Origin of the sequence: Rhodococcus sp. 077-4, assembly GCF_047782425.1 — a bacterium.
Lineage (GTDB): Bacteria > Actinomycetota > Actinomycetes > Mycobacteriales > Mycobacteriaceae > Rhodococcoides.
Genome location: NZ_JAJPWC010000002.1, coordinates 387,496 through 413,445 on the forward strand (window position 1 = coordinate 387,496; position 25,950 = coordinate 413,445).

Here is a 25,950-nt window from a genome sequence, read left to right on the forward strand (position 1 = left end):
CTCTGCCGACACGCCGGAGCTTCGGTCAGCAGGGTGCGGCGTGTGTTCCGGCGTACTCGGGGTCCAGTGCGGACAACACCATGTAGTTGGGCGCAGGATCGGTGACCAGACCGACGTGGCTGGTCGCTGCAGCGGGGCAGACATCCTGAACCCAGACGTTGTGGACCGACTCGGTGTCTCCCGAGCGCAAGAAAGTCAGATCCGGGGGTGTCGAAATCTGGTCGTTGCGAGTTGCGATCACCGTGTAGTCGACCCCGGGCAGGGCGTCACCTCCGGCATTGAGGTTGACCAGAACCGGAGACCCCACCAGCTGCTGCGCTCCGGCCATGTTCCAAGTCAACGGAGTGATGGCGTCTCCTGGGAGTCCCAGCGAGTCGACTACCTTCGCGAGCTCCTGCAGTCCGCCGAACGTCGTTCCATGGTTGGTAGCACCCAAGGTGACGAGACTGTGGACCTTGTTCCGAGCTGGGTCGACGGGATCGGTACCACCGTCGAACTTCATGTACTGGCGAGCTACTGTTCCGCCCTGAGAATGTCCGACGATGTCGACCTGCGACGATCCTGTTTCGGCGAGAACCTTGTCGATGAACCCGCCGACCTCACGTGCCGATTCCGGAATATCGCCGGAGCCCCAGACGACCTTCCCGGGCTCGAACAGCAAACCGACGGCACCGTAATTGGGTGCGAACACGCAGTAGCCCTGTTCGATGAGCTGTGGAGCCAGGACCTTCCACGTCGTGGCGTCCATCTTGGTGCCGTGAACCAGAACGACGGGCCGGGGATGCTCCGGGCTGGGAACGCAGCCGAAGTCGTTGGTTCCCTCGACGAACGGGAACGGCCCGGGGGGAGCTGTGGGAGCGGCGGACGCAAGGGGGGTTCCGGAGAGAATCACGGCGGACGTTGCTGCGAGCGCGCCCACAATTCGCGCGACTCGGGTTCTGATCGCCATGGCCTCTTTCCGATTCAGCGCCGCGTCGAAGAACGTCGGCATCAATAGGTAGTTGACCAAACCGTAACATTCCTGCTGTGAGCGTCCTTTTGTGCGATTGCAGAACTACTGGTAGGCGGGTTGCGTACTACCGTGATGTGATAGAGATCACTTCATCGGTCGATTTGTTGGCCATCTGAATGCCCGATGTCGGGAACCCTGCTGTGCGATTTTCAGGTGCCAGCTGACCACCACGTGCTGACTCGGCCGCGAAATGGTCGTCGATGCCGCCGAGGAGCGAGATAGATCTTCGCTCGACACTCCATACTGGCACCCGATCGCGAACGGCCGGTACGCAAGGCATAGCCCGAGCGGAGGGGTCAGGTCCGAAAGCATCAGGGCGTGGGCGTCTCAGCCATCCGAAGACGCCTTCTTGTAGCCGCGGATGGCAGGTATCAGAAACACAACTGCCATTCCGAGTGACCACGCCAGGGTGTGCAGCACCGGCGTCAGGACCGGCCCGCCCATTGCCAGGTTGCGCATTGCCTCGACCGCGACCGACATCGGCTGTGCCGCGACGGCCGGTTGAAGCCATGGCGGGTACGCGAGCACGGGTACGAAGCCAGCGTTGAAGAACATGAGCAGTGTGGCGAAGATGGATACGACCTCGACCAGGGGCGCGTCGCCGGCGACGGTGGCCAGGAATGTGATCATCACCGCGAACCCGATACCGAATACAACTGGTATCAAGATCAACAAGATGCCGGCCGGGATTCCCTGGGTGAATCGGAATCCCATGGCCACACCGGCACAGGTGATGACGATGGTGGTGACGAGGACTCGAACCGCTTCGGCGATCATCCTGCCCAGCAGACCGGCGGCGCGGTGCGTGGGTGTCGTCCAGAAGCGGGACAACAAACCCGATTTACGTTCGCCCTTGAGGCCGACCGCGCTGACGATTGATCCGAACATGGCTCCGACGAGAGCGATCATCGGTACCTGGCCGAAAATCGCCGGCGATCCGGTGGCTGAGGAAATCGAGTTCCCGAGCACGACACGGAACATGACCAGCATCAACGCGGGGTACAGCAATGCTTGAATCATCGTCGAGGGATCGCGCGTCCACCGTATCAACAGTCGCTTGGCCTGAATCAGACTGTGGGTCCAGAGCGCACGAACCGACCCTTCGCGTAGGACCAGGTTCGGTTCGGGAAAGGTCAAGTTGGACACGCGGGTCGTGTTCACTGACGCTTCTGACATCGTCATCTCGGACCCGTCACTCTGGCCTGGAGCTCGCCCAGATGGCGAGCGGTACGAAGAACAGGATCAAGCCGGCCACCCAAGCGAGCGACGGCCACAACACCTGGAAGCTGACTCCGCCTTCGGCCATATCCCGCATCGCAAAGGAGAACTGTGAAATCGGCTGGTTGCGCACGAACGGTCGGATCAGTTCCGGAAAACCACTCTCTGGTACGAACCCGCACGAGGCCATACCGAGAATGAGCTGCGGGAGAGTCAAGACCTGGCTGGTCGCTTCGGGACTCTTCGAGAGCGTCCCGATCGCATCGGCACCGATCGACAGCGTGGTGCTGATCAGCATGGCGAGTGCGCAGAACAGCAGGGCCTGACCGAATCCCGCGGTGAAGCGAAAACCGATGACGTAACCGAAGCCAAGTGCGGATACGAGCGACACCAGCGAGCGGACGACACCGCTCGAGATTCGCGACACCAGCGGGACACCGCGCACAACGGGCATCGTCTTCAAGCGAGAATTGAGTCCGCTCATCGCCTCCGTCGATGCTCGTTGTGCAGCCGAGATAGCGGTGAACGCCATGGCCTGCAGCACGATGATCGGCATGAGGAACTGCGCGTAGTCGATGCCCTGCAGGCCCATGACGAACTTGAGGGGCAGGTAGAAACCGACGGTGAAGATGAGGGGCGCGATGACCGCCACCAACAACTCACCCTTGGTCAGCATGGTCCACAGTGCGCGCCCGGTCAGAGCCTGCCACTGCACGAATCCCGACGGCTTCGTCCTCGACCGCCGCTTCGGCTGCTGAGTCGTCGATTCGAAGCTGGTCCGTTCGGCGGTCCTCGCCTGCGTATTCGATACGCCTCGCGTCGTGGCCGTCATGGTGTGGTGCTCGTCTGCGAGTGTCCGGTGAGGGTGAGGAACACGTCGTCGAGCGACGGACGCCGCAGGGCGATGTCGGCGAGCACGATTCCGACGGCATCGATGCGGCGCAGGATCTCCGACAGCGTGGCCGCGCCGTCGGGTGCAGGTACGGAGAGCCGATCCGAGGCAGCAGTGATCTCGGCGTGGACGGCAGCGGGGACCATGTCGCCCAATGCTTCGGCTGCCGCGCGGAGCTGACCGGGATCGAGGGGAACGACCTCGCAGTAGCTACCGCCGGTCATGGCCTTGAGCTGGTCCGACGTACCTTCGGCGATGACGGTGCCCTTGTCGATGACGATGATGTTGTCGCTCAGCACATCGGCTTCTTCGAGGTACTGCGTCGTCAACAGCACGGTGATGCCCTGCGCCTTGAGCGCTTCGACCAGCGACCACACTCCCTGCCGGCTTCGTGGGTCGAGTCCGGTCGTCGGTTCGTCCAAGAACACGACCTCGGGACGAACGACCAAGCCACAGGCGATGTCGATGCGCCGACGCATGCCGCCGGAGTACCCACGCACGGGCCGCTTGCCGGTGTCGGAGAGGTCGAACTCGTCGAGCAAGGCTTTGGCGCGCGCCTTGGCGGCCTTCTTGTCCAGACCCATCAAGCGGCCGAAGAGTTCGATGTTCTCGCGGCCCGACAGAGTGTCGTCGAGAGCGGCGTACTGCCCGGTCATCATGATCGAGCGGCGCACTGCGGGAGCGTCTGCTGCGACATCGTGGCCCGCCACGAAGGCCTTGCCGCTGTCGGGTGCGATCAGGGTGGAGAGCACCTTCACGGTCGTTGTTTTTCCGGCACCGTTGGGGCCGAGAATGCCCAGCACCGTTCCCCGCTCGGCAGAGAAGCTGATGCCGCGCAGCGCATGCACATCGCCGAAGGACTTGTATACGTCCTCCACGTGTACGGCTGCGTGTTGAGCTGACGACATCGAATCTCCGAGCTGTCGGGGTGAACGGTGGGACATGACTCCCGTGGGGTCGAGGGCCATTACTTGATAGCGGATTTCGCGGTGAACGTTACTTGTGGGGTGGTCTCCGCGTGACCTTCGCAGTCAGCCCCAGTCGATATCGATACTGTCCTCGACGCCGAGTTTTCGGCAGAGAGATCGCAACCCGCTGTAGTCCTGAACCAGAGCGCGGCGGGATCCGTCCTGCTGAACGTCGGCGAGCATCGCGTCGCCGCCCTGTACGCCCTCGAGTTCGAGAATGCGCGCCCAGGTGGAGAAGTCGCTGCTCGAGAACGCGTCCATGCCGTCGACGAGCCCGTCGAGGAACTTCTGCCGGTCGTCGGGTCCGAGGCGGTCGAAGACGATCGCGGCCATGTCGTCGGCGATCGAAGCATGGCAGTACTCGTCGCGGTTGTGCAGTTTCACCGTTGCCCGGTTGATGGGCTGTATGACGTCGTCGTCCTCGATCAGGTCCAGATACGACGTGATGGAGATCTCTGCGACCGTCATGAACGCGAGAGAGCTGATCGCTTCCGACCACGGGTCTTCGCTCGTCGCTTGCGCCGTACGTCGACGGCGAACCGTGGAGCTGAACGGGAGCGCGCGTTCCGACAGGGCCCATCCGCGTCCGCGACGAGTAGCCGCACTCGCGTTGAGGTGCATCAGCGTGTGGTACTGCTCGTCCACCATGGCCTGCGTCACCGCCACCGCCAGGGTGTCGCCCATTCCGGTCTCGAACACATCCTGCGCCAGCAGGGCGAAGCCGGGATGCACGACGTGCTGCTCGACGTCCATCACGTTCTTGTTGAATGCGATCCAGCCCCACGCCCGAAGTCGATCCTGCTGTTCGGGAGTCGCGCCGGTGAAGGTGTCGTGCTCGCCGAACGGGATCAGAGCGTCGGGAAAATCCTGCTTGGCCGTGTCGAAGAGGTCGTCCAGCTCGGGTTCGGGCTTCTTCACGGTCGCCCGCTGCGCCCAGTTCTTCGCCAACCGTGCGACGACGGCACTTTCCACCACATCGTCGGAGTCGAACTCCGGCAACGACGGCTGTTCCAACATCGTGCGCCTCGCTTCCACGTTCGCTCGAACCGTGGTCATCGGTTGCCACTGCTGCCTCGAACGATACCGAACATCTCCGCGCACACGGCCCGATATCGGTCGCCGCTCCCGCCCAGAGCGGCTTCGGCCTGGGTCAGCATCCGTGCGAACTCGGCCTCGGAACCGGAGTCGACCGTCTCGCTCAGCTTCTGCGTCGCTCTGTGCAGCGCGGCCCTGGCATCGGCGGCGTGGGGATTACCTGCCTGGACATCCCAGTACACCTCGGGTTCACCGCCGGTGATGCGCGCGAGGACCGCGAGCATCGTTGCGTGCGGGGGAGGAGCAACGGCGTCGATGTCGACGAACGGCAGGTCCAGTTCGGCCAATGCCAGGCCGAACGCCAGGACGCTGGCGTGGGTCAGTGCTTGCGTCGCCGCAGCGAGGCGGTCGTGACGTGCGGCGTCGAGTACGACCACGCGACCACCCCACCGCGTGATCCTGTCCAGGAAGTCGTCCGCTGAAGTGCCCTGCCGATGCACGACGGCCGCCACGGGCCGTCCGTCCATTCCCAGCGCCGGAGCGAACATGGGATTGATGCCGACGGTGGCACCCACCGGCCGAATGTTCTCGAGATGGCTCGCGAAGCCGGACTTGACCGACAGCGTCTCCACCACGAGCGCATCGGGGCTCACAGCGGACAGATCCGCAGCCAGTGCCACCGACTCGGGCACCGTCAGAATCACCGTGGCCGCCCGTGCCAGCAGCAACGCGACTCGGTCGTCCGGCGCGGTGATGTCGCCGACGGTCACCGCCGAGCCACCGGCCGGCGAGCCCGCGTGCACGTCGACGACCATCACGGGCACGCCGTCCGCGCGCAGCAGGTCCACCAGCAACCGCCCGACGGCTCCCGAACCTCCCACCACCACTACCGAGTCCGACTCCGACCGCGCCACCGAGTTCATCGCTCGAGTATGTCAACGGGTTGCGGCGGAGACCCAGATCGTGATGTCCGCGTGCACCACCTCGATACCCGCGGTGTCTTTGATCGAGACCGGGACGACGATGTCGAGGCCGTCGGTGACGGTTCCGAAGTCGGGGATCACGTCGAGTTCTGCCACCGCGCGCAGCGATGTGGTGGCCTTGGTCAGGTAACGGACGTCCATGGATTTGGGAATCCAGCGGTGGGAAATGGGCACGGTTGCCTCGGCGAGCATCCCCATCGCGACCTCTGCGAGATTGCAGGCAGCGATGGCGTGGAAAGTTCCCAGGTGGTTCCGAATCCCGAACCATTTCGGGGCGGTGACCTCGCAGCGGCCCGGCTCGAGCGCAACGACCCGAGGGAGGACGGACGCGAAGTACGGCACCCGAAGGCACATGCCGACGGAGAACAGAGTGGACCCTATAGTGTTGTTGGGCAGCTTCGACCAGGCGCGATAGGTAGCGCCGGTGGTGTTCTCGACAGTGGTCATTGGGCTACCTTACTGCTCGGTAAGGTCCCGCGATCGTCATCGGCGGACCCCGAGTTGATCTGTTGCCCGGTCTGCGGCATACTGGTCGGGTTGCCTGGACACGGGACGCGCATGCGTGCGGCCTGAAACAGGTGAGTCGATCGACAGGTCGGCTGAGCAAGACATGAGACCAGCGCTCCACGTGAGCGCGTTCGGACCACCAGCGCACGATCGGTGCGGGTTTCGTTCGATTCGGATGGTTGAGACGAAAGTTTCAGCGCAGAAGAATGAGCGGAATCGCGACACGCCCGACCGCGTGGACCGGAGAACCATGACAGATGAAGAGCGGCAACGGATACAGGCCACGCCTGGTCGTCAACGTTTTTCACTGTCGTGTGTGCACGAAGGCAGTTCGAGTCGGAGGTCTTCCACCGGCTCGGGGACTGTGCAGACGAGGTGGAGCAGGCCGAACGGCCCGTTCTACGACCAAGCGGCAAGAAAAGGACACTAAGCGTGGCGGGACAAAAGATCCGCATCAGGCTCAAGGCCTACGACCATGAGGCGATCGACGCGTCAGCGCGCAAGATCGTCGAAACGGTCACCCGTACGGGTGCCCGCGTCGTCGGACCGGTGCCGTTGCCGACAGAGAAGAACGTGTACTGCGTCATCCGTTCGCCGCACAAGTACAAGGACTCGCGCGAACACTTCGAGATGCGTACTCACAAGCGGCTCATTGACATCCTCGACCCGACACCGAAGACGGTGGACGCGCTCATGCGCATCGACCTCCCGGCCAGTGTCGACGTCAACATCCAGTGAGCGCGGAGACAACGATGACTGATAACAAGAACCGGCCTGCAACAGGAATTCTGGGCACCAAGCTCGGAATGACCCAGGTCTTCGACGAGAACAACCGCGTCGTTCCGGTGACCGTGATCAAGGCAGGCCCCAACGTGGTCACCCAGGTCCGCACCCAGGAACGTGACGGCTACAGCGCCGTCCAGGTCGCATTCGGTGCGATCGACCCGCGCAAGGTGAACAAGCCCACCACCGGCCAGTTCGAGAAGGCAGGCGTCACGCCGCGTCGCCACATCGTGGAGATTCGCGTTGCCGACGCCTCGCAGTTCGAGGTCGGCCAGGAGCTCACCGCTGCAGTGTTCGAGGACGGCGCATACGTCGACGTCACCGGCACCAGCAAGGGCAAGGGCTTCGCCGGAACCATGAAGCGTCACGGCTTCAAGGGTCAGGGTGCGAGCCACGGTGCACAGGCTGTGCACCGTCGCCCCGGATCCATCGGTGGCTGCGCAACGCCCGGTCGCGTCTTCAAGGGAATGCGCATGTCCGGACGTATGGGTGGCGACCGCGTCACGACGCAGAACCTCTCGGTCCACAAGGTGGACAGCGAGAACGGTCTGCTGCTGATCAAGGGAGCGATCCCGGGCCGTCGCGGCAACGTCGTGATCGTCAAGTCTGCATTGAAGGGTGGTGCACGAGCATGACCAGCCTCGAGAAGAACACCGAGACCAAGCTGACGCTCGATGTGAAGGAAGCCGGCGGCAAGACCAACGGCACCGTAGATCTCCCCGCGGAGATCTTCGACGCACCGGCGAACATCGCGCTGCTGCACCAGGTCGTCATCGCACAGCTGGCAGCTGCTCGTCAGGGAACCCACTCCACGAAGACTCGTGGCGAGGTTCGCGGCGGCGGCAAGAAGCCGTACCGGCAGAAGGGCACCGGCCGCGCCCGTCAGGGCTCGACCCGCGCTCCTCAGTTCGTCGGCGGTGGCACGGTCCACGGACCGCAGCCGCGTGACTACAGCCAGCGGACCCCCAAGAAGATGAAGGCCGCCGCACTGCGCGGAGCCCTCTCCGACCGGGCCCGTAGCGAGCGTCTGCACGTCATCACCGAACTGGTGGCCGGACAGGTTCCGTCCACCAAGGGCGCGAAGACGTTCCTCGCCGAGATCTCGGACCGCAAGAAGGTCCTGCTCGTCGTCGGCCGCGAGGACATCGCAGCCTGGAAGAGCGTCCAGAACCTGGACGGCGTGCACCCCATCGCACCCGACCAGCTCAACACGTACGACGTGCTCAACGCCGATGATGTCGTTTTCAGCGTGGAAGCGCTGAACTCCTTCATCGCTGGGCCTGCAAAGAACGAGGAGGCAAGCAAGTGACCACGATCGCCGATCCCCGCGACATCTTGCTGGCACCGGTCATCTCCGAGAAGTCCTACGGACTGATCGAAGAAGGCACGTACACGTTCCTGGTGCACCCGGACTCGAACAAGACGCAGATCAAGATTGCCGTCGAGAAGATCTTCGACGTCACCGTGACCAGCGTCAACACGATGAACCGTCAGGGCAAGCGTAAGCGGACCCGGTTCGGTTACGGCAAGCGCAAGGACACCAAGCGCGCGCTCGTAACGCTCTCCGCCGACAGCAAGCCCATCGAGATCTTCGGAGGTCCGGTCGCGTAAGCGACTGGGACTCTTCGGATATAGAGGACGAGAAGACTCATGGCAATCCGTAAATACAAGCCGACAACCCCGGGCCGTCGTGGCTCCAGCGTGTCCGATTTCGCTGAGATCACGCGTTCGACCCCCGAGAAGTCGCTGATCCGCCCGCTGCACGGTCGCGGTGGACGTAACGCACACGGTCGCATCACCACCCGGCACAAGGGTGGCGGTCACAAGCGCGCGTACCGTCTCATCGATTTCCGTCGCAACGACAAGGACGGCGTGCCGGCCAAGGTCGCTCACATCGAGTACGACCCCAACCGCACCGCGAACATCGCACTGCTGCACTTCGCAGACGGCGAGAAGCGCTACATCGTCGCACCCAAGGGCATCGCCCAGGGATCGCCGATCGAGCAGGGTGCCAATGCCGACATCAAGCCCGGCAACAACCTGCCCCTGCGCAACATCCCGACGGGTACGACCATCCACGCGGTCGAACTCCGTCCGGGTGGTGGCGCAAAGATGGCCCGCTCCGCTGGAGCGAGCATTCAGCTCCTCGGCAAGGAAGGCCCCTACGCCACGCTGCGTATGCCGTCCGGTGAAATCCGTCGCGTCGACGTGCGCTGCCGCGCAACCGTCGGCGAGGTCGGCAACGCCGAGCAGTCGAACATCAACTGGGGCAAGGCCGGCCGCATGCGCTGGAAGGGCAAGCGCCCGACCGTTCGTGGTGTCGTGATGAACCCGGTCGACCACCCGCACGGTGGCGGCGAGGGCAAGACCTCCGGTGGACGCCACCCGGTCAGCCCCTGGGGACAGCCGGAAGGCCGTACCCGCAAGAACAAGGCGAGCGACAAGCTGATTGTCCGTCGTCGTCGTACCGGCAAGAACAAGCGCTAGGAGGGAGTTCAGAATGCCACGCAGCCTGAAGAAAGGCCCGTTCGTAGACGATCACCTCCTCGCGAAGGTTGACGTCCAGAACGACAAGGGAACCAAGCAGGTCATCAAGACCTGGTCCCGTCGATCGACAATCCTGCCCGACTTCATCGGTCACACTTTCGCCGTCCACGACGGTCGCAAGCACGTACCGGTGTTCGTGTCCGACTCCATGGTCGGTCACAAGCTCGGGGAGTTCGCACCGACCCGCACGTTCAAGGGTCACATCAAGGACGACCGGAAGGCGAAGAGGCGATGACCAACTTCACCCCCACCGCCAATCCGACTGCCAAGGCCGTAGCGAAGCACGTTCGCGTCACGCCGATGAAGGCACGTCGCGTCGTGGATCTGGTTCGTGGGCGCTCCGTCGAGGACGCGCTCAACATCCTCAAGTTCGCGCCGCAGGCAGCGAGCGAGCCGGTCGCCAAGGTGATCGCGTCCGCAGCAGCCAACGCCGAGAACAACCTGGATCTCGATCCCAGCACGCTGATCGTCGCCACTGCATTCGTCGACGAGGGTGCAACCCTCAAGCGATTCCAGCCGCGCGCTCAGGGCCGGGCATTCCGGATCCGCAAGCGCACCAGCCACATCACGGTGATCGTCGAAAGCCTGCCCAAGACCGGCGGAACGTCTCGCAACCGTCGTAAGGGCCAGGCGTCCAAGGAAGGGGCTCAGTAGTGGGTCAGAAAATCAACCCGCACGGCTTCCGCTTGGGTATCACCACTGACTGGAAGTCGCGCTGGTACGCAGACAAGCAGTACTCGGAGTACGTCAAGGAAGACGTCGAGATCCGCAAGCTTCTTGCCACCGGCATGGAGCGCGCAGGCATTGCGAAGGTCGAGATCGAGCGCACCCGTGACCGTGTTCGCGTGGACATCCACACGGCACGTCCGGGCATCGTCATCGGTCGTCGTGGTGCCGAGGCCGACCGCATCCGCGGAGCACTCGAGAAGCTGACCGGCAAGCAGGTCCAGCTCAACATCCTCGAGGTCAAGAACGCCGAGTCCGAGGCTCAGCTCGTGGCCCAGGGTGTTGCCGAGCAGCTCAGCAACCGCGTTGCATTCCGTCGCGCAATGCGTAAGGCCATCCAGTCGGCCATGCGTCAGCCGAACGTCAAGGGCATTCGTGTTCAGTGCTCCGGCCGTCTCGGTGGCGCTGAAATGTCTCGCTCGGAGTTCTACCGCGAGGGACGCGTTCCCCTGCACACGCTCCGCGCAGACATCGACTACGGGCTGTACGAGGCCAAGACCACCTTCGGCCGCATCGGCGTGAAGGTCTGGATCTACAAGGGCGACATCGTCGGCGGACGGCGTGAACTCGCTGCCGCTGCGGCTCCGGCCGCCGGTGCAGACCGTCCCCGTCGCGAGCGTCCGACTCGTCCGCGTCGCAGCGGTGCTTCGGGCACCACGGCGACCAGCACCGAGGCCGGCCGCGCGGCATCCGCAACCGAGGCTCCGGCCGAGGTCGAACCCACTCAGGAGGGCTGACGCATGTTGATCCCCCGCCGGGTCAAGCACCGCAAGCAGCACCACCCGAAGCGTTCGGGTGCCGCCAAGGGCGGAACTCAGGTGACATTCGGTGAATACGGCATCCAGGCTCTCGAGCCCGCCTACATCACCAACCGTCAGATCGAGGCCGCTCGTATCGCGATCACTCGCCACATCAAGCGTGGCGGCAAGGTCTGGATCAACATCTTCCCGGACCGCCCGCTCACCAAGAAGCCTGCCGAGACCCGCATGGGTTCCGGTAAGGGTTCGCCCGAGTGGTGGATTGCGAACGTCAAGCCGGGCCGCGTGCTCTTCGAGCTCTCGTACCCGGACGACACCGTCGCGCGTGAGGCACTGACTCGCGCCATCCACAAGCTGCCCATCAAGGCACGCATCATCACCCGGGAGGAGCAGTTCTGATGGCTACCGGAACCCCAGCCGCAGAGCTCCGCGAGCTCACCGGTGAAGAATTGGTCAACAAGCTGCGCGAGTCGAAGGAAGAGCTGTTCAACCTTCGCTTCCAGATGGCGACCGGACAGTTGGACAACAACCGTCGCCTGCGCGTAGTGCGCCACGAAATCGCACGCCTCTACACGGTGTTGCGTGAGCGCGAGCTCGGCTTGGCCTCTGGTCCTTCCGAGGACACAGCAGGTGACGCAGCATGAGCGAGGAAAAGACTGTGACTGAAGAACGCAACAACCGCAAGGTTCGGATCGGCTACGTCGTATCCGACAAGATGGAGAAGACGATCGTGGTCGAGCTGGAGGACAGGGTCAAGCACCCCCTCTACAGCAAGATCATCCGTCGCACCACCAAGGTCAAGGCACATGACGAGAAGGGCGACGCCGGCGTAGGCGATCGCGTTCAGCTCATGGAGACCCGCCCGCTGTCCGCCACGAAGCACTGGCGTCTGGTAGAGGTTCTCGAAAAGGCCAAGTAAGCACGTTGTGCTCGAAAATACCCACCCCCAATCTTGGGGGTGGGTATTTTCGTGTCACGGCTGCGTCTGATTATCTGTAGGTGTGCTCGATTCTGCGAACTCGGTCGTTCGGCAGCGTCCGGCGTCGGTAACTGTGATCGTGCCCGTGAGAGACGGGGCGCATACCATCGGCACCCAGCTCGATGCTCTGCAAAACCAGTCCTACACAGGGCAATTCGACATACTGGTGTCGGACAACGGGTCTACCGACAACCTGGTGGAGGTCCTCGACCGCAGAAAAGCCGGTGATCGAGTTCGGGTGAACTACGTTCTGGCCGATGACATTCAGGGGGCCTCGCACGCGCGCAATATGGGCGTCAGGAACGCCACAGGAGAATTCTTGGCTTTTTGCGATGCAGACGATGTAGTTCGCAAAGACTGGTTGCACTACTTGGTTCTGAGTGCACAGCACGCCGACCTCGTGAGCGGTTCGCTCGACACGTCGGTCATCAACGAACCCGTCCAGCACTCCTGGAGGTCGTTCGTGCCTTCCGAGGGGCTGTTCGAGACACGCTTCTTGCCGTTCGCACCCGGGAGCAACTTCGGAGTGTGGGCCGACGTCGTGGATGCGCTGGGAGGATTCGACACATCGATGCGGTTCGGCGGCGAAGACGTCGATTTTTCGTGGCGCGTGTGCATCGGAGGTTGGAGGCTCAGCCATGCCGCCCTCGCTGTGGTGGACTACCGCATGCGGCCGACGCTGGCAGCATTTTTCTCTCAGGTTCGGCGCTATGCGATCGGCAATGTGGAACTCTACGTCGGCTTCCGCGACTACGGGTTCCGTCGAAGTTCGGTGCGCTCGACAGCGCGGTTTCTGCTGTTGATTGCAGCATCCAACCCGCTTGTACCGCAGCGACTGTCGGGTACGACTCACGGCGAGTGGGTCGGGTACGTCGCTATCCTCGTCGGCCACCTGCAAGGCTCGATTCGCTACCGGACGCTGTTCCTGTGACCGTCGGTCACCTCCCGAGCAAGCCGCCGAGCGCCCCGCCGACTCCTGCCTGTTCACCGCTGCCGCTGCCGCCGATCAACCCGCCCGGCGGTTGCTCCGAAGGCTGAACGACGACGAATCCCTGGCCGGCGAATTCGAGAGTGAACCGCTCCCCGGTGGTTCGTCCGATCAGGGTGCCGAGACCGAACGAATCGTTCTTCTTGACCCGCGTCTGCAGGGAGGACGACCATGCGACCGCCGCCTGCGGATCCGCGAACGTCGGCTGATCGACGTTCAACACCACCGGAACGCCGTCGGTGGTGATGGCGATCCGCCCGCGCCCGGTGAACACACAGTTGAAGAACCCGGCGTTGCCGCCCGCCGCGGCACCCTGCACACGCTTGATGTCGTAGCTCAGTGAGGACTCGAAGGCCAGAACGTTGGCACCGTTGATGGTCAGGCCGTCGGAGCCGTCCAAGTCGATCAGGTGAACGTCCTGAGCGGCGTTGGCGAGGAAGAGATCACCCTGGCCCGTCACTTTCATCAGAGGGACGCCCTCACCGGAGAGTGCCTGTTTCAGAGCCCGGCCGATGCCCCCGGAGCCCTTGGCCTCGAACTGCAGATTGCCCTGGTAGGCCACCATCGACCCGGCACGCGCCATCACATCGCCGTTCATCCCGACGCGGCACATCTTGCTGCCCTGTTTCTGAATTCCAGAACCCGGCACTTCGGCGTGAGCGGGTGCGAACAGTTCGCTTCTCATGGCCAGAACTCCTTGCTGGACAGGTGTATCCACTGGTGGTGCGGGAATGTGTGCTGGGGGCTCGGTAGGGGAGACAGGCGTCTGCTCGTCCTGCTCGATACTGATTCCGAATGCCGTGGCCAACCCGGCCAGGCCGTCGGCGTACCCCTGCCCGACGGCGCGGATCTTCCACTGCTCGCCGCGACGGTAGAACTCGAGACACACCAGTGCGCTCTCGTCGCCGAGTGCGTCGGCAGTGAACCCGACCAAGTCCGTGCCCGACGCATCCGAGACCGTCACCGAAGGCGGTCCCGCGGCGGCGAACGTTGCAGGCCCGGTTCCATCGAGCGACGCCGTGACCACAACGGTCTCGACGTCGTGGGGGACGGCGGTGGCGTCGAACATCAGCAGGTGACCGGTGGGCGTGCGGCGATACTCGACGCCGGGGGCGACGGGCTGGTTGTAGAACACCAAGTCCGCGTCCGAACGCACGCGCCCGTCCGCCCCGAGAAGCAGCGCCGAGACGTCGACCGAAGTCGCTGCCGCGAGCGTCACCATCAGGGGACCGGCCGGGGCGGGGCAGTTCTCCCCGCGAGCGAGGGCGTTCATCTCGTTCAGTGTGCCACTGTCGGGCCGTCAGGGCCGCCGTGCCAGCTCGATGACCTCTTCTTCGGTGGGGGGACTCTTCGGATGGTAGGACAGGCACAGGGGAGTGGCCGTACGCCGGAACTCGGCACCTTCGACCGCCGCGTAGAACTGACCGGCGGGGAGGCGTCCGACATCAGGAACCGAACCGCCCTTCACCCGCGCCATCTCCTTCGCCGCCTCGACCTGAGACGGACTGTTCAGCAGGCCGTAGAACTGAGTCGCCGCGTTGCCCGCGATGCGGTTGTGCAGACCCTTCGGGGCTTGCGTTGCGAAGACCAGACCGAGGCCGTACTTCCGTGCCTGCGACGCCAGTGCCAGCGTGCTGTGCGTGGCCGCGGTGGTGCGGTCCGAGGGAGCGAAGTTCTGCGCCTCGTCCATGACGAACAGACCACCGAGCGGCCGGTCGCCCGCCGGGTTCTTCTTGATCCAGGCGAACAACCCCATCTGCAGTTGATTGACGAAGCTCTGCTTCTGTTCGTCGGTGGTCAGTCCGGCCAGGTTGATCACCGACACCCTTGCCTTCTTGCCCTCGGCCGGAGTGAGCAGGACAGCCGGGTCGACCGGCGTACCCGCTCCGGCGAACATCGGATCGTTCGCGGTGGCGGCCTTGAGGTTCTCTGCGAGACCGGCAGCGATACGCACTGCATCGCGCATCTCGCTCGCGTCCTCGGGGAATTCTTCGAGCAGGTCGATGAAGTCGGCCAGATCACCACCGCGCGAACGTCGACCGAACTGGTCGAGTGCCGACTTCAGCACTGCCCGTCCGTGTTTGGCCTTCTGCGACGTGCCGAGGACACCCGCTGCCGGTTCGAGCGAGGCCAATGCGGACTCGACCGACGCCTCGAACTCGTCCGCGTCGCCGACGACGCTGGCGAAGTCGGGAAGAGGTTGAAAGCTCAGCGGACGGCCGGCCGACTTGCGCGGCGTCCACACCACGACGTCGGTGTCGCGCAGATACGCAGTCGCCTTTGCTTCGTCACCCGGTGGCCAGGTGCGCTCGTCCTCGGGCCACGCGGTGCCGAGTCGCGCCAGGTCGTTGTTGACGTCCAGCACGATCGCCGAAACACCTTGCAAGGCACATTCTTCCACCAGTCTGCGGATCAGTACCGTCTTGCCCGACCCGGATCCGGCGAAGATCGCGGTGTGCTTGCGCAGCGCCTCGAGCGGTATGGCGACGTCAGCCCCGGTGCTCAGTTCCGCACCCACCACGATGGACGGCCGGCGCGACGTGACGGGTTCCGCAGCGGCGGTGGGCGTTTCGGGTTCGATCAGTGCAGTGTCGTCGTCGACGACACTCACTGCCGGCAGCACCGTTGCGAACAGCTTCACATCGTGTGCAGGCTTGCGGGCGAGCAACCAGGACGTGAGCGCGGGAGAGTTCTCGGCCAACAAGATCGACAACGCTGCCAACGCCCTGCGGTCCCCGTCGCTGAAGGGCACCACGATGCCCCCGGCACGATGCAACGCTGCGATCGTCTGCTCTGTTTTCGCGCCGTTCGGCCACGGGTCGTTCCTGATCAGAATCAGGCGTCGTTTGGGCATATCGATGCGTAGGCCCGCCGTGGTGACCGCGCGCTCCACTCTGGCCAGTGCCGCCCGGGCATTGCCGGACGTGACCGCGCGGAAGCACCAGTGCTCCTCGTCGTCGGTATCGGTGTCGACGGTGTGGCGAAGCCGGGCGTGCAAGGCGGGCTTGCCGCTCGGTGGTGGGTCCTGCGCCAGGCTGTCGTCGGAAGACTGATGTTCGTGAATCCACGCGGTCAATCCCGCCGACAGCAGCGAAGGAACGATCGAGTCCTCACTGTCGGGTGCCAGCGGAATGGAGACGTCGACCTGTTCGAGCAGTTGCTTGTACCGGTCGTCGAGCGCATCGAGTTCGTTGACCCGCGCCTTGGGAAGCTCCGACGTGTCCGCCGGGCCGGATTTGTCGGTGAAGGTGACGAGTTCCGACGCGACGCCGGTGTCGAGGCAGTGCCTGATGTGGCGGTCGACGGCGATGAGGAGCTGCCGCGGTGTGAAATCCGGAGCCTGCTCGAATGCGTCGGGAGCGACCGGCCACGTCGGGTGCGGCGGAACGAAACCGGCTTCGAGAAAGCATGCTGCCAGGCGTCGGCCGAGAAGGAGACGACCGATGTCCGACGACGGAATCGGCTTGAGAGACTGGGTGACTCGAAAGCGGTCACGCATGGGCGCAACTCCGCGCGCAGCGATCAGCTCCCAGGCGCTAGACAGTGCCGAGAGCACCGAGGCAGTGCGGGGGAGCGTCTCGCGCAACGACATCAAACCATGCGCGAGCTGTTCGACGACCTTGTCTTCCTGCGCATCGGCGAACTCCTGATCCGAGCCGGTTCGAGACTGCGCAACCAGTGTGTCGATCTGGTCGATCGCGAGAATCGTCGGTCCGGTGATGGCGAGGAGACGAGAGATGTTCTCTGCAATTCCCTGATGGCCGAGCTCGGCCCTGCGAATGCCCCAGGCGGAGAACTCGTCGGGATCGACGTCGTCGATGGATTGCAGGTACGCGTCGCCCAGATCCTGCACGGCCGAATCGGGGGCGATGGACAACACCAGCGCGCGCAGCGTGTGCTGCGACGTACGGCGGTGGCGGGGGTGGACCTTGTACACCGCGGTGACGAAGCCGTTCAGAGTTTCCGCGTCGATCATGTTCTCGCCCATGATCTTTGCGCGTTGGTCGTCGGACATGTCGCCGACCTCGCACAGGCGTCGCAGGAGCAGTCCGAGCTGGCTGTCGGATCCGCGTCCGGACGGACGCATCAGGTCGTCGAGCATGCCCATGAGCGTCGAGCGCCAGAAACCCGCGGCGTCGAGCAACCTGATCAGGAAGAAGTACCCGCCCTTGAGCTGCACTTCCTCGCGCACCTGGCCGAGCAGGTGTGTCTTGCCCGAACCCGCGGGCCCACGAACGACCACGCCCAACGGGCTGGCGTCATCCGACGCCTCCGCGTCGTCGTAGGCATTCATGACTTCGAGGAACACACGCTCGTGCATCCCCGGCACATGCACGTTGGACTGCGAACGCCACACGTCGTCGGGGGTCGGTGCCCAGCTCAGCCGCACCGATTCGAGAGCTCGGATCTGCTCGTTGTCCGTCATCGTCGACTCAACGCCCATCATGGTTCGATCGAGAGAAGGTGGTTCTGCTGATTTCCGACGACGACGGCCGCGGCGCGTTCTTCGTCGGTGAGTGTCTTCTGATTTTCCTCGGGTATCAGCGAGACGTCTGCCGCACGACGCAGGCGCGCGAGAGCATCGTCGAGATCGCTTCTCGGTATGTCGCGCAACTCGTTTCGCAGTCGCGAGAGTCGCACGGTGCTGCCGGGTTCGCGGGCGAGCCGGGCGTACGCTGCGCGAATCGCGGCTTCGATGTCGCCGGTCGTCTCGGCCTTGTCGGCGGGTGCAGGCTCGTCTCCGCGGGCCGAGAACACATCCGCAGGGCGGCTGTCGGTGCGATCGAGCCACCGACGTAACCCGGCCAACACTGTGAACATGGCTTTTCCTGCTCCGGTGGATCGAGTCGGTGGTTCACCCCCGATGAGTTCTCCGCAGATCCGCCATCCCTTGTCCGTGAGTTCGAGTGTCATCGGACGTACGGAAGAATTCACCTCGATCAGCCCGGAGCTCTTCAGCTTGTCGCGCGACGGCTTCGCGAGCTCGGGCCCAAGCGCCTTCAGCTCACTGTTCTTCACCGGACTTGCCTCGGCCATCAGTACCAGCAGCACTGCTGCCTCGGTACCGTTCAGGTCTTCGGTACTCATCGAGGATCCCCCTTCGATCGTCTGCTCGACACTGCCTCGCGGATGGTAGCGACCGCACGTTGCGGATCGTCGATCACCTGAGCGTTGGTGAAGCGCAACACCATGTAGCCGTGCGTCTGCAGTTGGTTGTCGCGAACGCGGTCTTCGGCGAAACGGTCGGCGGCGCGATGCTCGTTACCGTCGATCTCCACGACGACCTTCTCGGTGCGCCACAGTACGTCGACGGTGAACGGTCGAGTCAGCTCGCCGAGTCGGATCGAGCGGTTGTGCTCACGCCCGGTGGCCCAATCATGGACGTCGAGCGCGCGGTACAGACGCTTCTCCGGGTCGCTCGCCGGGTGCGGGTGACCCGCGATCGGCGGATAGCTGAGTGGCCGGAAACGATCGAGGACGGTGCTGACGCCACCGGGTACTGCCGGCGCGCGTACCGCAACCGACGGGAATCGATCCATGTTCGACGCCCCGTCGCCGGTCACCCACATGGCCGTCCCCGCGTTGCTGCACAACCATTCCGCGGCTGTCCCGACGACTCCGGCATCCACCTCGGCCGGCACGACCAACACCAGAGCAGTGGTGGTTCGTTGTTGCGCGGAGGCAAGCATCCGTGCCGACCCCGCAGCACGGGTCTCGAGGGCGAATGCGGTTCGCCGCGGCGGCCGTCCCGCGACGGCTGCGTCCGCGAGAGTCCCGACGTACGGACTGAAGTGCGTGGTGTCGGCGGCGAGCCGAACGGCTGTAGCGCGCGCGGCGCGGCGCTCTAACGTGGACGGACCTGCGTGGTGGTCGAACTCTGTGAGCCACAGCGGAACCGAGTCGACCGCCGCGTTCTCCAATTCGGTGACCACCGCAGCGACGAGGTCAGCGGCGCGATTTTTCGTCGTGGGATCGACCGCGAAGAACACGATCGCGGGCGCGCCCGAGGGCAGCGGGTTCACGGATTCGGCAAGCTCGCGTTCGGTGGCCCCGTGGATTCGGACGACCCGGTCCCGAGGCAGACTCGACCACCAGCCGGTGTCGCCCGTCGACGTCACCGCGGCGCCCGATTCCGAAGATGTCCCATCTCCGAAACCGTACCGAGGGTTCCGAGTTCGCGGGCAACGACCGACAGCGTATGGCGACGATTTGGATCCCGGGTATCGGTTCCCCTACACTTGACCGGTTGCCTGTGGCAGCGGTGTGTCTTCGTGCGCCCGCTCTCGGCAGCCGACCGCGCGTGTCGGGACGGAAATCCGGCACGTACGTACATCCAGGTCAAGGAGAAGTTAGTGATTCAGCAGGAGTCGCGAGTACGCGTCGCTGATAACACGGGCGCGAAGGAAATCCTTTGCATCCGCGTTCTCGGTGGTTCGTCACGTCGCTACGCCGGAATCGGCGACATCATCGTAGCTACGGTGAAGGACGCCATTCCCGGTGGAAACATCAAGAAGGGTGAGGTCGTCAAGGCCGTCATCGTCCGCACCATCAAGGAGCGTCGCCGTCCGGATGGCTCGTACATCCGTTTCGACGAGAACGCTGCGGTGCTGATCAAGCCGGACAACGATCCCCGTGGAACTCGTATCTTCGGCCCGGTCGGCCGTGAGCTGCGTGAGAAGAAGTTCATGAAGATCGTCTCGCTCGCCCCGGAGGTGCTGTAAATGAAGGTGCACAAGGGCGACACCGTTCTCGTGATCGCAGGCAAGGACAAGGGTGCCAAGGGCAAGGTCATTCAGGCTTACCCCGCTGACTCCAAGGTTCTGGTCGAGGGTGTGAACCGCATCAAGAAGCACACCGCGGTCTCCGCCAATGAGCGTGGCGCATCCTCGGGCGGCATCGTCACCCAGGAAGCCCCGATCCACGTATCGAACGTTGCAGTGGTCGACTCGGACGGAAACCCCACTCGTGTGGGCTACCGGACCGACGAAGAGTCCGGCAAGCGCGTTCGTGTTTCCCGCAAGAACGGGAAGGACATCTGAGATGACTACCACCGAAAACATCGCGGGCGCACAGCCCCGCCTCAAGGCGCGCTACCGCGCCGAGATCAAAGACGCCCTGAACACCGAATTTGCATACGAGAACGTCATGCAGATCCCCGGCATCGTCAAGGTCGTCGTCAACATGGGTGTCGGCGACGCCGCCCGTGACGCCAAGCTGATCAACGGTGCAGTTGCCGACCTCGCTGCCATCACCGGCCAGAAGCCGGAGATCCGTAAGGCACGCAAGTCCATCGCGCAGTTCAAGCTACGCGAAGGAATGCCCATCGGCGCACGCGTCACCCTCCGTGGCGACCGCATGTGGGAGTTCCTCGACCGTCTGGTCTCCATTGCCCTTCCCCGAATCAGGGACTTCCGCGGCCTCTCGGGCACGCAGTTCGACGGCAACGGAAACTACACGTTCGGCCTCAACGAGCAGTCGATGTTCCACGAGATCGACGTGGACAAGATCGACCGTCCGCGCGGCATGGACATCACCGTAGTAACCACCGCAACCAACAACGAAGAAGGCCGCGCGCTGCTCAAGCACCTCGGCTTCCCGTTCAAGGAGAACTGAGTCCATGGCGAAGAAGGCATTGGTCAACAAGGCCAACAAGAAGCCGAAGTTCGCGGTGCGTGCATACACTCGCTGCAACCGCTGCGGCCGTCCCCACTCGGTGTTCCGCAAGTTCGGCCTCTGCCGAATCTGCGTGCGCGAGATGGCACACGCCGGAGAGCTTCCCGGAGTTCGCAAGAGCTCCTGGTGATCTGAGGCCTTCAGGCTTCACCACACCGCACTGACGGGCGTGGGTTCCTTCATGGAACCCACGCCCGTTTTGTGTTTCGTCGGTGCGGATGTGCTGTGGTAACCCGTGCCGAAAGCAAAGAACAGGTTTACGCTGCACCAACAGAGACGCTCGAACCGGATGCACGACCGTGGAGGTCACGATGGCAGACGTAGCGCACGACCAAGTCGACACGCAGCCGGAATCTCATGAGCTCAAGCGGGTCCTCGGACCAGGACTGCTCTTGTTGTTCATTGTCGGGGACATTCTGGGCGCAGGCGTCTATGCAGTCACCGGGAACATGATCGAGAACGTCGGTGGTATCGCGTGGGTACCGTTCGTTCTCGCGTTCGTCGTAGCCACTTTGACAGCGTTCTCGTACCTCGAACTCGTCACGAAGTATCCCCAGGCAGCCGGCGCAGCGCTGTACACCCACAAGGCATTCGGCATCCACTTCGCCACGTTCATCGTGGCCTTCGCTGTCATCTGCTCGGGTATCACGAGTGCCGCTACTTCCTCCAACGTCGTCGCCGGGAATCTACTCGCGGGACTTCACGAAACCTTCAGTGAGGCAGACGGTCTCGGTTGGTTCGACATCCCGACCGGCTCGACGGCCCAACTCGTCGTCGCCGTGCTCTTCATGGGTTTCCTGGCCGCGATCAACCTGCGGGGCGTCGGCGAATCGGTGAAGTTCAACGTCGTACTGACGGCCATCGAAATGGCGGCCCTCGCGATCGTGATCGTCATCGGATTCGTCGCAGTCGGGCAGGGGAGCGCCGAGGGAGACATTGCCAACCTCGTCGTGTTCCAAGACCAGAACGACAAGGGAATGTTCATCGCGGTCACGATCGCCACGACGATCGCGTTCTTCGCGATGGTCGGGTTCGAGGACTCGGTGAACATGGTCGAGGAGACAAAGGAACCCCAGAAGATCTTTCCGAAGACGATGTTGTCCGGACTTGCGATCGCGTGTCTGATCTACGTACTGGTCGTTGTCGCGGTGATCGCAGTCCTGCCGTTGAACTACGACTCGGGAAGCGAGGGAATTCTGCTCCATGTGGTGCGTACCGGCGCACCCGGTCTCCCGATCGACGAGATCTTCCCCTACATGACGGTGTTCGCTGTGGCGAACACCGCACTCATCAACATGTTGATGGCGAGCCGGTGTATCTACGGATTGGCAAGACAGAAGGTTCTGCCGGTCTCGCTCGGTGCCGTTCTGCCCGGTCGACGGTCCCCGTGGGCCGCGATTCTCTTCACCACCGTGATGGCAGTGGGCCTGATCGTTGTCGTCAACCGCCTGTCCGGAAACTCGGTGGTGAGTGCGCTCTCGGGAACCACCGGTCTGCTTCTTCTCGGGGTGTTCTCGGTGGTCAACGTTGCATGCCTGGTGCTCAAGCAACGCGCGGACAAGGTCTTCTTCCGGGCCCCGGTATGGGTACCGGTTACCGGGGCAGCGCTGTGCTTGTTCCTCGTAGGACCGTGGGCCAGAACCGACGCGCAGATGATCCAATACAAGATCGCCGGCTTCATGCTCCTGATCGGTGTCGTCCTGTGGGGAGTGACGTACGCGGTCAACAAATCCAGCGGGCAGGATTCACCGCGCATCGATCCCGAGCGACTCGCGGCCGATTGAACTCTGTGGTCAATTCGAAATTACTGCCTGTTCGTGCACATGAGTCCTTCCAATATCGAACGCGGTGTCGTGTTCTACGTATGTCGGGCCGTTTGATGACGACGTCGAATTCTCGCAGTATTACATGACTGCTCGCTGACTCAGTCTGCGAAGAAGCCGACGAAATATGTACAGTTGACGTCGATGGAGAGTTCGCCATCAATACATTTCGCGAATTTTCCCAAGTCCTCTTGCGCAACCTCGTGCATCGCGGCTTCGATCGGCGCGCTTTGAACTCCGATTCCCATCAGCTCTTTTATAGTCTCGTTGGTTGTGCCCTGAAGCGGGTAGCTCACGTTAAGGAGCTCAGATTCTTTCTCGTACTCGTCCAAGTACCACATCTGTATCTCCCTCGGTTCAGGCCGGATGCCAGCCCCTTGGCGATGTTCCCGGTGACTGGCTTGTACTAGCGTTCGGCGCATTGTCCCAGGACCCTCGGCGAATACTTGCCGCTTGCGGTGCGGTTGGCGATTGTAACTGTGTTCGTCCCAATTTCCGTCAATGCTCGACATGTTGTTCGCTGATCGTCGGTCTGAAGAATAACCAACTTCGTATTCGCAGTTCTCGTCCAGAATGAAAATCTCGTCCATGTAAGCTGCAAACTCTGTCGCCTTGGACAGCGGAACATCGTTTTGACGAATCCCAACGGGAAGTTCGTGCTCGTCTGTTGCGCCGAGAATTTTGTCGACTATCTCAACTGACATGTTGTGGAGGAGGTAATCGCCCACAAGGAGGTGGGTAGTCTTGTCGAGTCTCTCTAGACGCCACATCTCAGTTTCCAGACTTCCGTGAGAACAGGCGCGTGCCGTGTGACCGGTAATCACTCGTTCAGTCGAATTGATCCTGGTGCCACGGGTGCCCTGCTTTTGAGTAGTTGTTTGTGGGCTTCAAGGCTGAACAGGGAATTGGCACCTTCTTTCGATGGTTGTTCGGCCAGGAAACGGGATCCGAAATTGACAATCGAATCCGCTTTGATGGGACCCCGAGGGCATTATGCGAACTCTCGAACGAATTAAACCGAAACATCCAGTTCAGCGAACTGCGATCGGCTCTGCGCGATGTCGACAGTCATGTTCTCGGGCAGGTGAATCTCGGTACTGCCTACAGTCGATCTGTTGTAAGCCTCCCAAATATCACATTGCCCATTCGTCAGTCGGCGAACAGGCCGATGAAGTAATCATGATCGGAGCTGATTCTGAAATCGTCCTCGATAGTACTTCGCGAACTTCGGCACGTCGGCCAGCGCGACTGGGTACGGTCCCATTTCTAGTGGCAGTTCGCTTTCATCGACGTCGATCAGTTCTCTGATTTCGTCTCCTGTGATAGCGAGCAGGAGATAGCTGCCCGCGATCAAATCGGTTTGGTTATCGTATGATTCCAGATACCACATTGTCCTCTCCTTGTTTGTAGTAGTTTGACCATGCTGCCTTATTCTCGAGCTGTCGCGAACCGGCGTCTTTTCAGGTTTGAGTTGCCACGATGTCGGGCCTCGGTTGGTGATCGACCAGGTTTTCTAGTGGGATCTGGGGGTTTGGTTTGCGCTCCGGTATTCGGATCAAATTCGCCCAAGTGCTTGCCGTTCTTGCTGTATTTCTCGACTGCGCCGTGTTGTCTGTCCCATTCGTAGATGTTCCCCTTGTCGTCGGTCCACCGGGTTCTGCGGTTGAGCGGTTTACTCGTGTGGCGTTCGGAAAACCCGGCAGACCGCCACGGGGCGCGGGATGGTAGTGCCAGTTTCCTCCACCGGCATTTGCGTTCAATGTCGTCGGACTTGCTTCGAGAAGCGGTTGAACATCCACCGCAATTCCGATGGCTGCCGCCCCGGTGGCCACGGTGACGCCAACGGCAATTGCCGACGCCGCTTCCACTCCGGTGAGGACGGCGATGACACTGCCGGCGATGACGCTCCCCGTCGCGCCCGTGACGGCGACGGTTCCCACGCCAAGGGTGAAGAAGCCGGCAACGGCACCGGCGATCGTGCCGGCAACGATGGCCGTTCCCACGATATCGATGACACTCTGGTGAGCGTCCGCAATAGTGGTGGCCCATTCGTCGCATGCGCTCGCGAGAATGTCGAACTGGTCGGCGACGTTATGCGCAGCAATGTAGACGCCGTCCATCTGAGCGAGGGCTTGCGGCAATTCATCGGAGGCAAGCTCCTCCATGCTGACCCACGCGGCGTCGGTGGCGTCGCTGGCCCGCCGTAATTCCTCGGCGGCGTTGCGCCACGGACTTCCGAGAGTTCGCAACTTGTCCGGATCGCCGTTGGGCCACATGTGGCCTTGCAGCCATCGTGTGATCAGACCCCAACCCATCGGTGCATCGGTGTCTCCGCCGTATGAACCGTTGAACCGCGGGACCGCCATCGGAGTGAGCTGCGGGGGAGCAGGTAATGCAGGCAGTGGCGGAAGGGCGTTGGCATTTTCCGCGTTCGCGTGGTTGATGCCGGTCGCCGCGAGCAGGTCATGAAGCTTGCCGAACGCGTTCGCGATGTCGGTCCCCGCGGTGACTGCGTCGAATGCCGCGGAATCGTACGCAGCTGCCCAGGACTGCCCGGCGTTGTCCGTTCCTGCACAACCCCAATTGGTGTCGAGGTCCTCGGCGAGTGCGTTGATCGCGGCGCACGCGGTGCTCGAGGCGTTGCGGTAGTGCTCAGCCGCGTTCGTCAGGACGTCGGGGTCGACCGTGATCGGGGCCATCAGGGCCACATTCGCTTGTTGTGGTCGATAGCTGCGTGGTAGCGATCGCGTGCGTCTCGGGTGAGCGCGCCGAGCCGGGTCAGCGCCATCTGCATGTCGTTCATTTTGCGCTGAAGGAGCTCGTGCTTGGAGCGGTGTGCGTCGGCGGCGTCACCCTCCCACTCGATACCGAGATCAGCGACCTCGCGTTCGACATCTGCAATGACCGACTTGATTCTGGCTCCGACGGTGTGTGCGCGGTCCACCAGAGCGAGCATCCGGTCGGTGTCGGCAACGTAGCGTGCCATCAGCGGTCCAACCGCAGGCCGGAGTCCACCACGTGGGCGTCGATTGCGGTGTCCGTTGCGGCGTAGTCGGT

Annotated in this window: 33 protein-coding genes; 18 read left to right on the forward strand and 15 right to left on the reverse strand. The window is 63.0% G+C overall.

Annotation, left to right across the window (positions count from 1 at the left end):
- Positions 1 to 25: 25 nt before the first annotated feature.
- The 7 genes from ACNEOT_RS10980 to ACNEOT_RS11010 all read right to left on the reverse strand — a co-directional run bounded on the left by ACNEOT_RS10980 (position 26) and on the right by ACNEOT_RS11010 (position 6,555).
- A complete protein-coding gene (locus tag ACNEOT_RS10980) occupies positions 26 to 949 on the reverse strand; it encodes an esterase/lipase family protein (RefSeq protein ID WP_415975099.1) in 924 nt (307 codons plus the stop codon).
- Positions 950 to 1,339: 390 nt separating this feature from the next.
- Positions 1,340 to 2,194, reverse strand: a complete 855-nt coding sequence (locus ACNEOT_RS10985) for an ABC transporter permease (RefSeq protein WP_415974024.1) — start codon at positions 2,192 to 2,194, stop codon at positions 1,340 to 1,342.
- 10 nt (positions 2,195 to 2,204) lie between these two features.
- A complete protein-coding gene (locus ACNEOT_RS10990) occupies positions 2,205 to 3,062 on the reverse strand; it encodes an ABC transporter permease (RefSeq protein WP_415974025.1) in 858 nt (285 codons plus the stop codon).
- Positions 3,059 to 4,030 carry an ATP-binding cassette domain-containing protein gene (locus ACNEOT_RS10995; protein ID WP_415974026.1) on the reverse strand — a complete coding sequence of 324 codons (972 nt, stop codon included), beginning with the start codon at positions 4,028 to 4,030 and terminating at the stop codon, positions 3,059 to 3,061. The genes ACNEOT_RS10990 and ACNEOT_RS10995 overlap by 4 nt, the downstream gene beginning before the upstream one ends.
- 123 nt (positions 4,031 to 4,153) lie before the next feature.
- Positions 4,154 to 5,107, reverse strand: a complete 954-nt coding sequence (locus ACNEOT_RS11000; protein ID WP_415975100.1) for an AurF N-oxygenase family protein — start codon at positions 5,105 to 5,107, stop codon at positions 4,154 to 4,156.
- Positions 5,108 to 5,142: 35 nt separating this feature from the next.
- Positions 5,143 to 6,048: a prephenate dehydrogenase dimerization domain-containing protein gene (locus ACNEOT_RS11005; protein ID WP_415974027.1), complete on the reverse strand. Its 906-nt coding sequence runs from the start codon at positions 6,046 to 6,048 to the stop codon at positions 5,143 to 5,145.
- Between the two features lie 12 nt (positions 6,049 to 6,060).
- Positions 6,061 to 6,555 carry a hotdog fold domain-containing protein gene (locus ACNEOT_RS11010; protein WP_415974028.1) on the reverse strand — a complete coding sequence of 165 codons (495 nt, stop codon included), beginning with the start codon at positions 6,553 to 6,555 and terminating at the stop codon, positions 6,061 to 6,063.
- Between the two features lie 492 nt (positions 6,556 to 7,047).
- Between ACNEOT_RS11010 and rpsJ the strand changes: the two genes are divergently transcribed.
- The 12 genes from rpsJ (at position 7,048) to ACNEOT_RS11070 (ending at position 13,339) form a co-directional block, all read left to right on the forward strand.
- Positions 7,048 to 7,353: a 30S ribosomal protein S10 gene (gene rpsJ, locus ACNEOT_RS11015; protein WP_003938093.1), complete on the forward strand. Its 306-nt coding sequence runs from the start codon at positions 7,048 to 7,050 to the stop codon at positions 7,351 to 7,353.
- 14 nt (positions 7,354 to 7,367) lie between these two features.
- Positions 7,368 to 8,033 carry a 50S ribosomal protein L3 gene (rplC, locus tag ACNEOT_RS11020; protein WP_415974029.1) on the forward strand — a complete coding sequence of 222 codons (666 nt, stop codon included), beginning with the start codon at positions 7,368 to 7,370 and terminating at the stop codon, positions 8,031 to 8,033.
- Positions 8,030 to 8,707: a 50S ribosomal protein L4 gene (gene rplD, locus ACNEOT_RS11025; RefSeq protein WP_415974030.1), complete on the forward strand. Its 678-nt coding sequence runs from the start codon at positions 8,030 to 8,032 to the stop codon at positions 8,705 to 8,707. Before rplC ends, rplD begins: the two co-directional genes overlap by 4 nt.
- Positions 8,704 to 9,009 carry a 50S ribosomal protein L23 gene (rplW, locus tag ACNEOT_RS11030; RefSeq protein ID WP_027496310.1) on the forward strand — a complete coding sequence of 102 codons (306 nt, stop codon included), beginning with the start codon at positions 8,704 to 8,706 and terminating at the stop codon, positions 9,007 to 9,009. Before rplD ends, rplW begins: the two co-directional genes overlap by 4 nt.
- Before the next feature lie 39 nt (positions 9,010 to 9,048).
- Positions 9,049 to 9,885, forward strand: coding sequence for a 50S ribosomal protein L2 (rplB, locus tag ACNEOT_RS11035; RefSeq protein WP_008718311.1), 837 nt, complete (start codon positions 9,049 to 9,051; stop codon positions 9,883 to 9,885).
- A 13-nt stretch (positions 9,886 to 9,898) separates the two neighbouring features.
- Complete coding sequence (rpsS, locus tag ACNEOT_RS11040) at positions 9,899 to 10,180, forward strand: 30S ribosomal protein S19 (protein ID WP_008718309.1); 282 nt, start codon at positions 9,899 to 9,901, stop codon at positions 10,178 to 10,180.
- Positions 10,177 to 10,599 carry a 50S ribosomal protein L22 gene (gene rplV, locus ACNEOT_RS11045; protein WP_037188319.1) on the forward strand — a complete coding sequence of 141 codons (423 nt, stop codon included), beginning with the start codon at positions 10,177 to 10,179 and terminating at the stop codon, positions 10,597 to 10,599. The genes rpsS and rplV overlap by 4 nt, the downstream gene beginning before the upstream one ends.
- Positions 10,599 to 11,408 carry a 30S ribosomal protein S3 gene (gene rpsC, locus ACNEOT_RS11050; RefSeq protein ID WP_415974031.1) on the forward strand — a complete coding sequence of 270 codons (810 nt, stop codon included), beginning with the start codon at positions 10,599 to 10,601 and terminating at the stop codon, positions 11,406 to 11,408. The genes rplV and rpsC overlap by 1 nt, the downstream gene beginning before the upstream one ends.
- A 3-nt stretch (positions 11,409 to 11,411) precedes the next feature.
- Positions 11,412 to 11,828 (forward strand): 50S ribosomal protein L16, encoded by a 417-nt coding sequence (gene rplP, locus ACNEOT_RS11055; RefSeq protein WP_415974032.1) that lies wholly within the window; start codon positions 11,412 to 11,414, stop codon positions 11,826 to 11,828.
- Positions 11,828 to 12,073 (forward strand): 50S ribosomal protein L29, encoded by a 246-nt coding sequence (gene rpmC / locus ACNEOT_RS11060; RefSeq protein ID WP_415974033.1) that lies wholly within the window; start codon positions 11,828 to 11,830, stop codon positions 12,071 to 12,073. Before rplP ends, rpmC begins: the two co-directional genes overlap by 1 nt.
- Positions 12,070 to 12,348 carry a 30S ribosomal protein S17 gene (gene rpsQ / locus ACNEOT_RS11065; protein ID WP_032397542.1) on the forward strand — a complete coding sequence of 93 codons (279 nt, stop codon included), beginning with the start codon at positions 12,070 to 12,072 and terminating at the stop codon, positions 12,346 to 12,348. Before rpmC ends, rpsQ begins: the two co-directional genes overlap by 4 nt.
- An 82-nt stretch (positions 12,349 to 12,430) precedes the next feature.
- A complete protein-coding gene (locus ACNEOT_RS11070; protein WP_415974034.1) occupies positions 12,431 to 13,339 on the forward strand; it encodes a glycosyltransferase in 909 nt (302 codons plus the stop codon).
- A gap of 7 nt (positions 13,340 to 13,346) precedes the next feature.
- Here ACNEOT_RS11070 and ACNEOT_RS11075 read toward each other — a convergent pair whose 3' ends face one another.
- Genes ACNEOT_RS11075 through ACNEOT_RS11090 form a run of 4 tightly spaced genes read right to left on the reverse strand, consistent with a single transcriptional unit; the run spans position 13,347 to position 19,515 of the window.
- A complete protein-coding gene (locus ACNEOT_RS11075; RefSeq protein ID WP_415974035.1) occupies positions 13,347 to 14,669 on the reverse strand; it encodes an AIM24 family protein in 1,323 nt (440 codons plus the stop codon).
- A 27-nt stretch (positions 14,670 to 14,696) separates the two neighbouring features.
- A complete protein-coding gene (locus ACNEOT_RS11080; RefSeq protein ID WP_415974036.1) occupies positions 14,697 to 17,822 on the reverse strand; it encodes an ATP-binding protein in 3,126 nt (1,041 codons plus the stop codon).
- Between the two features lie 17 nt (positions 17,823 to 17,839).
- A complete protein-coding gene (locus ACNEOT_RS11085) occupies positions 17,840 to 18,484 on the reverse strand; it encodes a hypothetical protein (protein WP_415974037.1) in 645 nt (214 codons plus the stop codon).
- Positions 18,481 to 19,515: an endonuclease domain-containing protein gene (locus tag ACNEOT_RS11090; RefSeq protein ID WP_415974038.1), complete on the reverse strand. Its 1,035-nt coding sequence runs from the start codon at positions 19,513 to 19,515 to the stop codon at positions 18,481 to 18,483. The genes ACNEOT_RS11085 and ACNEOT_RS11090 overlap by 4 nt, the downstream gene beginning before the upstream one ends.
- Positions 19,516 to 19,749: 234 nt before the next feature.
- Between ACNEOT_RS11090 and rplN the strand changes: the two genes are divergently transcribed.
- The 5 genes from rplN to ACNEOT_RS11115 all read left to right on the forward strand — a co-directional run bounded on the left by rplN (position 19,750) and on the right by ACNEOT_RS11115 (position 22,854).
- Positions 19,750 to 20,118 carry a 50S ribosomal protein L14 gene (rplN, locus tag ACNEOT_RS11095; protein WP_032397538.1) on the forward strand — a complete coding sequence of 123 codons (369 nt, stop codon included), beginning with the start codon at positions 19,750 to 19,752 and terminating at the stop codon, positions 20,116 to 20,118.
- Entirely contained in the window at positions 20,119 to 20,436 is a 318-nt protein-coding gene (rplX, locus tag ACNEOT_RS11100) for a 50S ribosomal protein L24 (RefSeq protein ID WP_415974039.1), read from the forward strand. It abuts the gene before it with no gap.
- Between the two features lies 1 nt (position 20,437).
- Entirely contained in the window at positions 20,438 to 21,010 is a 573-nt protein-coding gene (gene rplE, locus ACNEOT_RS11105) for a 50S ribosomal protein L5 (protein ID WP_300518520.1), read from the forward strand.
- Between the two features lie 4 nt (positions 21,011 to 21,014).
- Positions 21,015 to 21,200: a type Z 30S ribosomal protein S14 gene (locus tag ACNEOT_RS11110; RefSeq protein ID WP_008718273.1), complete on the forward strand. Its 186-nt coding sequence runs from the start codon at positions 21,015 to 21,017 to the stop codon at positions 21,198 to 21,200.
- 181 nt (positions 21,201 to 21,381) lie between these two features.
- Positions 21,382 to 22,854, forward strand: a complete 1,473-nt coding sequence (locus ACNEOT_RS11115; protein ID WP_415974040.1) for an APC family permease — start codon at positions 21,382 to 21,384, stop codon at positions 22,852 to 22,854.
- A 140-nt stretch (positions 22,855 to 22,994) separates the two neighbouring features.
- On the opposite strand, the gene ACNEOT_RS11120 is transcribed toward ACNEOT_RS11115, so the two are convergent.
- From ACNEOT_RS11120 to ACNEOT_RS11130, 3 genes are all read right to left on the reverse strand, one after another.
- Positions 22,995 to 23,621, reverse strand: coding sequence for a hypothetical protein (locus ACNEOT_RS11120; protein WP_415974041.1), 627 nt, complete (start codon positions 23,619 to 23,621; stop codon positions 22,995 to 22,997).
- 449 nt (positions 23,622 to 24,070) lie between these two features.
- On the reverse strand, positions 24,071 to 24,283 hold the full coding sequence (locus ACNEOT_RS11125; protein WP_415974042.1) for a hypothetical protein: 213 nt from the start codon (positions 24,281 to 24,283) through the stop codon (positions 24,071 to 24,073).
- 38 nt (positions 24,284 to 24,321) lie between these two features.
- Positions 24,322 to 24,951 carry a colicin E3/pyocin S6 family cytotoxin gene (locus ACNEOT_RS11130; RefSeq protein WP_415974044.1) on the reverse strand — a complete coding sequence of 210 codons (630 nt, stop codon included), beginning with the start codon at positions 24,949 to 24,951 and terminating at the stop codon, positions 24,322 to 24,324.
- Between the two features lie 414 nt (positions 24,952 to 25,365).
- Here ACNEOT_RS11130 and ACNEOT_RS11135 point away from each other — a divergent pair, with 414 nt between their 5' ends.
- Positions 25,366 to 25,542, forward strand: coding sequence for a hypothetical protein (locus ACNEOT_RS11135; RefSeq protein ID WP_415974045.1), 177 nt, complete (start codon positions 25,366 to 25,368; stop codon positions 25,540 to 25,542).
- Between the two features lie 49 nt (positions 25,543 to 25,591).
- Here ACNEOT_RS11135 and ACNEOT_RS11140 read toward each other — a convergent pair whose 3' ends face one another.
- Complete coding sequence (locus tag ACNEOT_RS11140; protein WP_415974047.1) at positions 25,592 to 25,879, reverse strand: WXG100 family type VII secretion target; 288 nt, start codon at positions 25,877 to 25,879, stop codon at positions 25,592 to 25,594.
- Between the last annotated feature and the right edge of the window lie 71 nt (positions 25,880 to 25,950).

Coding starts and splice junctions, on each gene's coding strand:
- ACNEOT_RS10980 (WP_415975099.1), bottom strand. CDS start 949: ATGGCGATCAGAACCCGAGTCGCGCGAATTGTGGGCGCGCTCGCAGCA.
- ACNEOT_RS10985 (WP_415974024.1), bottom strand. CDS start 2,194: ATGACGATGTCAGAAGCGTCAGTGAACACGACCCGCGTGTCCAACTTG.
- ACNEOT_RS10990 (WP_415974025.1), bottom strand. CDS start 3,062: ATGACGGCCACGACGCGAGGCGTATCGAATACGCAGGCGAGGACCGCC.
- ACNEOT_RS10995 (WP_415974026.1), bottom strand. CDS start 4,030: ATGTCGTCAGCTCAACACGCAGCCGTACACGTGGAGGACGTATACAAG.
- ACNEOT_RS11000 (WP_415975100.1), bottom strand. CDS start 5,107: ATGTTGGAACAGCCGTCGTTGCCGGAGTTCGACTCCGACGATGTGGTG.
- ACNEOT_RS11005 (WP_415974027.1), bottom strand. CDS start 6,048: ATGAACTCGGTGGCGCGGTCGGAGTCGGACTCGGTAGTGGTGGTGGGA.
- ACNEOT_RS11010 (WP_415974028.1), bottom strand. CDS start 6,555: ATGACCACTGTCGAGAACACCACCGGCGCTACCTATCGCGCCTGGTCG.
- rplC (WP_415974029.1), top strand. CDS start 7,368: ATGACTGATAACAAGAACCGGCCTGCAACAGGAATTCTGGGCACCAAG.
- rplD (WP_415974030.1), top strand. CDS start 8,030: ATGACCAGCCTCGAGAAGAACACCGAGACCAAGCTGACGCTCGATGTG.
- rplB (WP_008718311.1), top strand. CDS start 9,049: ATGGCAATCCGTAAATACAAGCCGACAACCCCGGGCCGTCGTGGCTCC.
- rpsS (WP_008718309.1), top strand. CDS start 9,899: ATGCCACGCAGCCTGAAGAAAGGCCCGTTCGTAGACGATCACCTCCTC.
- rplV (WP_037188319.1), top strand. CDS start 10,177: ATGACCAACTTCACCCCCACCGCCAATCCGACTGCCAAGGCCGTAGCG.
- rplP (WP_415974032.1), top strand. CDS start 11,412: ATGTTGATCCCCCGCCGGGTCAAGCACCGCAAGCAGCACCACCCGAAG.
- rpmC (WP_415974033.1), top strand. CDS start 11,828: ATGGCTACCGGAACCCCAGCCGCAGAGCTCCGCGAGCTCACCGGTGAA.
- rpsQ (WP_032397542.1), top strand. CDS start 12,070: ATGAGCGAGGAAAAGACTGTGACTGAAGAACGCAACAACCGCAAGGTT.
- ACNEOT_RS11075 (WP_415974035.1), bottom strand. CDS start 14,669: ATGAACGCCCTCGCTCGCGGGGAGAACTGCCCCGCCCCGGCCGGTCCC.
- ACNEOT_RS11080 (WP_415974036.1), bottom strand. CDS start 17,822: ATGACGGACAACGAGCAGATCCGAGCTCTCGAATCGGTGCGGCTGAGC.
- ACNEOT_RS11085 (WP_415974037.1), bottom strand. CDS start 18,484: ATGAGTACCGAAGACCTGAACGGTACCGAGGCAGCAGTGCTGCTGGTA.
- rplX (WP_415974039.1), top strand. CDS start 20,119: ATGAAGGTGCACAAGGGCGACACCGTTCTCGTGATCGCAGGCAAGGAC.
- rplE (WP_300518520.1), top strand. CDS start 20,438: ATGACTACCACCGAAAACATCGCGGGCGCACAGCCCCGCCTCAAGGCG.
- ACNEOT_RS11110 (WP_008718273.1), top strand. CDS start 21,015: ATGGCGAAGAAGGCATTGGTCAACAAGGCCAACAAGAAGCCGAAGTTC.
- ACNEOT_RS11115 (WP_415974040.1), top strand. CDS start 21,382: ATGGCAGACGTAGCGCACGACCAAGTCGACACGCAGCCGGAATCTCAT.
- ACNEOT_RS11125 (WP_415974042.1), bottom strand. CDS start 24,283: ATGTGGTATCTGGAATCATACGATAACCAAACCGATTTGATCGCGGGC.
- ACNEOT_RS11130 (WP_415974044.1), bottom strand. CDS start 24,951: ATGCGACGAATGGGCCACCACTATTGCGGACGCTCACCAGAGTGTCAT.
- ACNEOT_RS11140 (WP_415974047.1), bottom strand. CDS start 25,879: ATGGCACGCTACGTTGCCGACACCGACCGGATGCTCGCTCTGGTGGAC.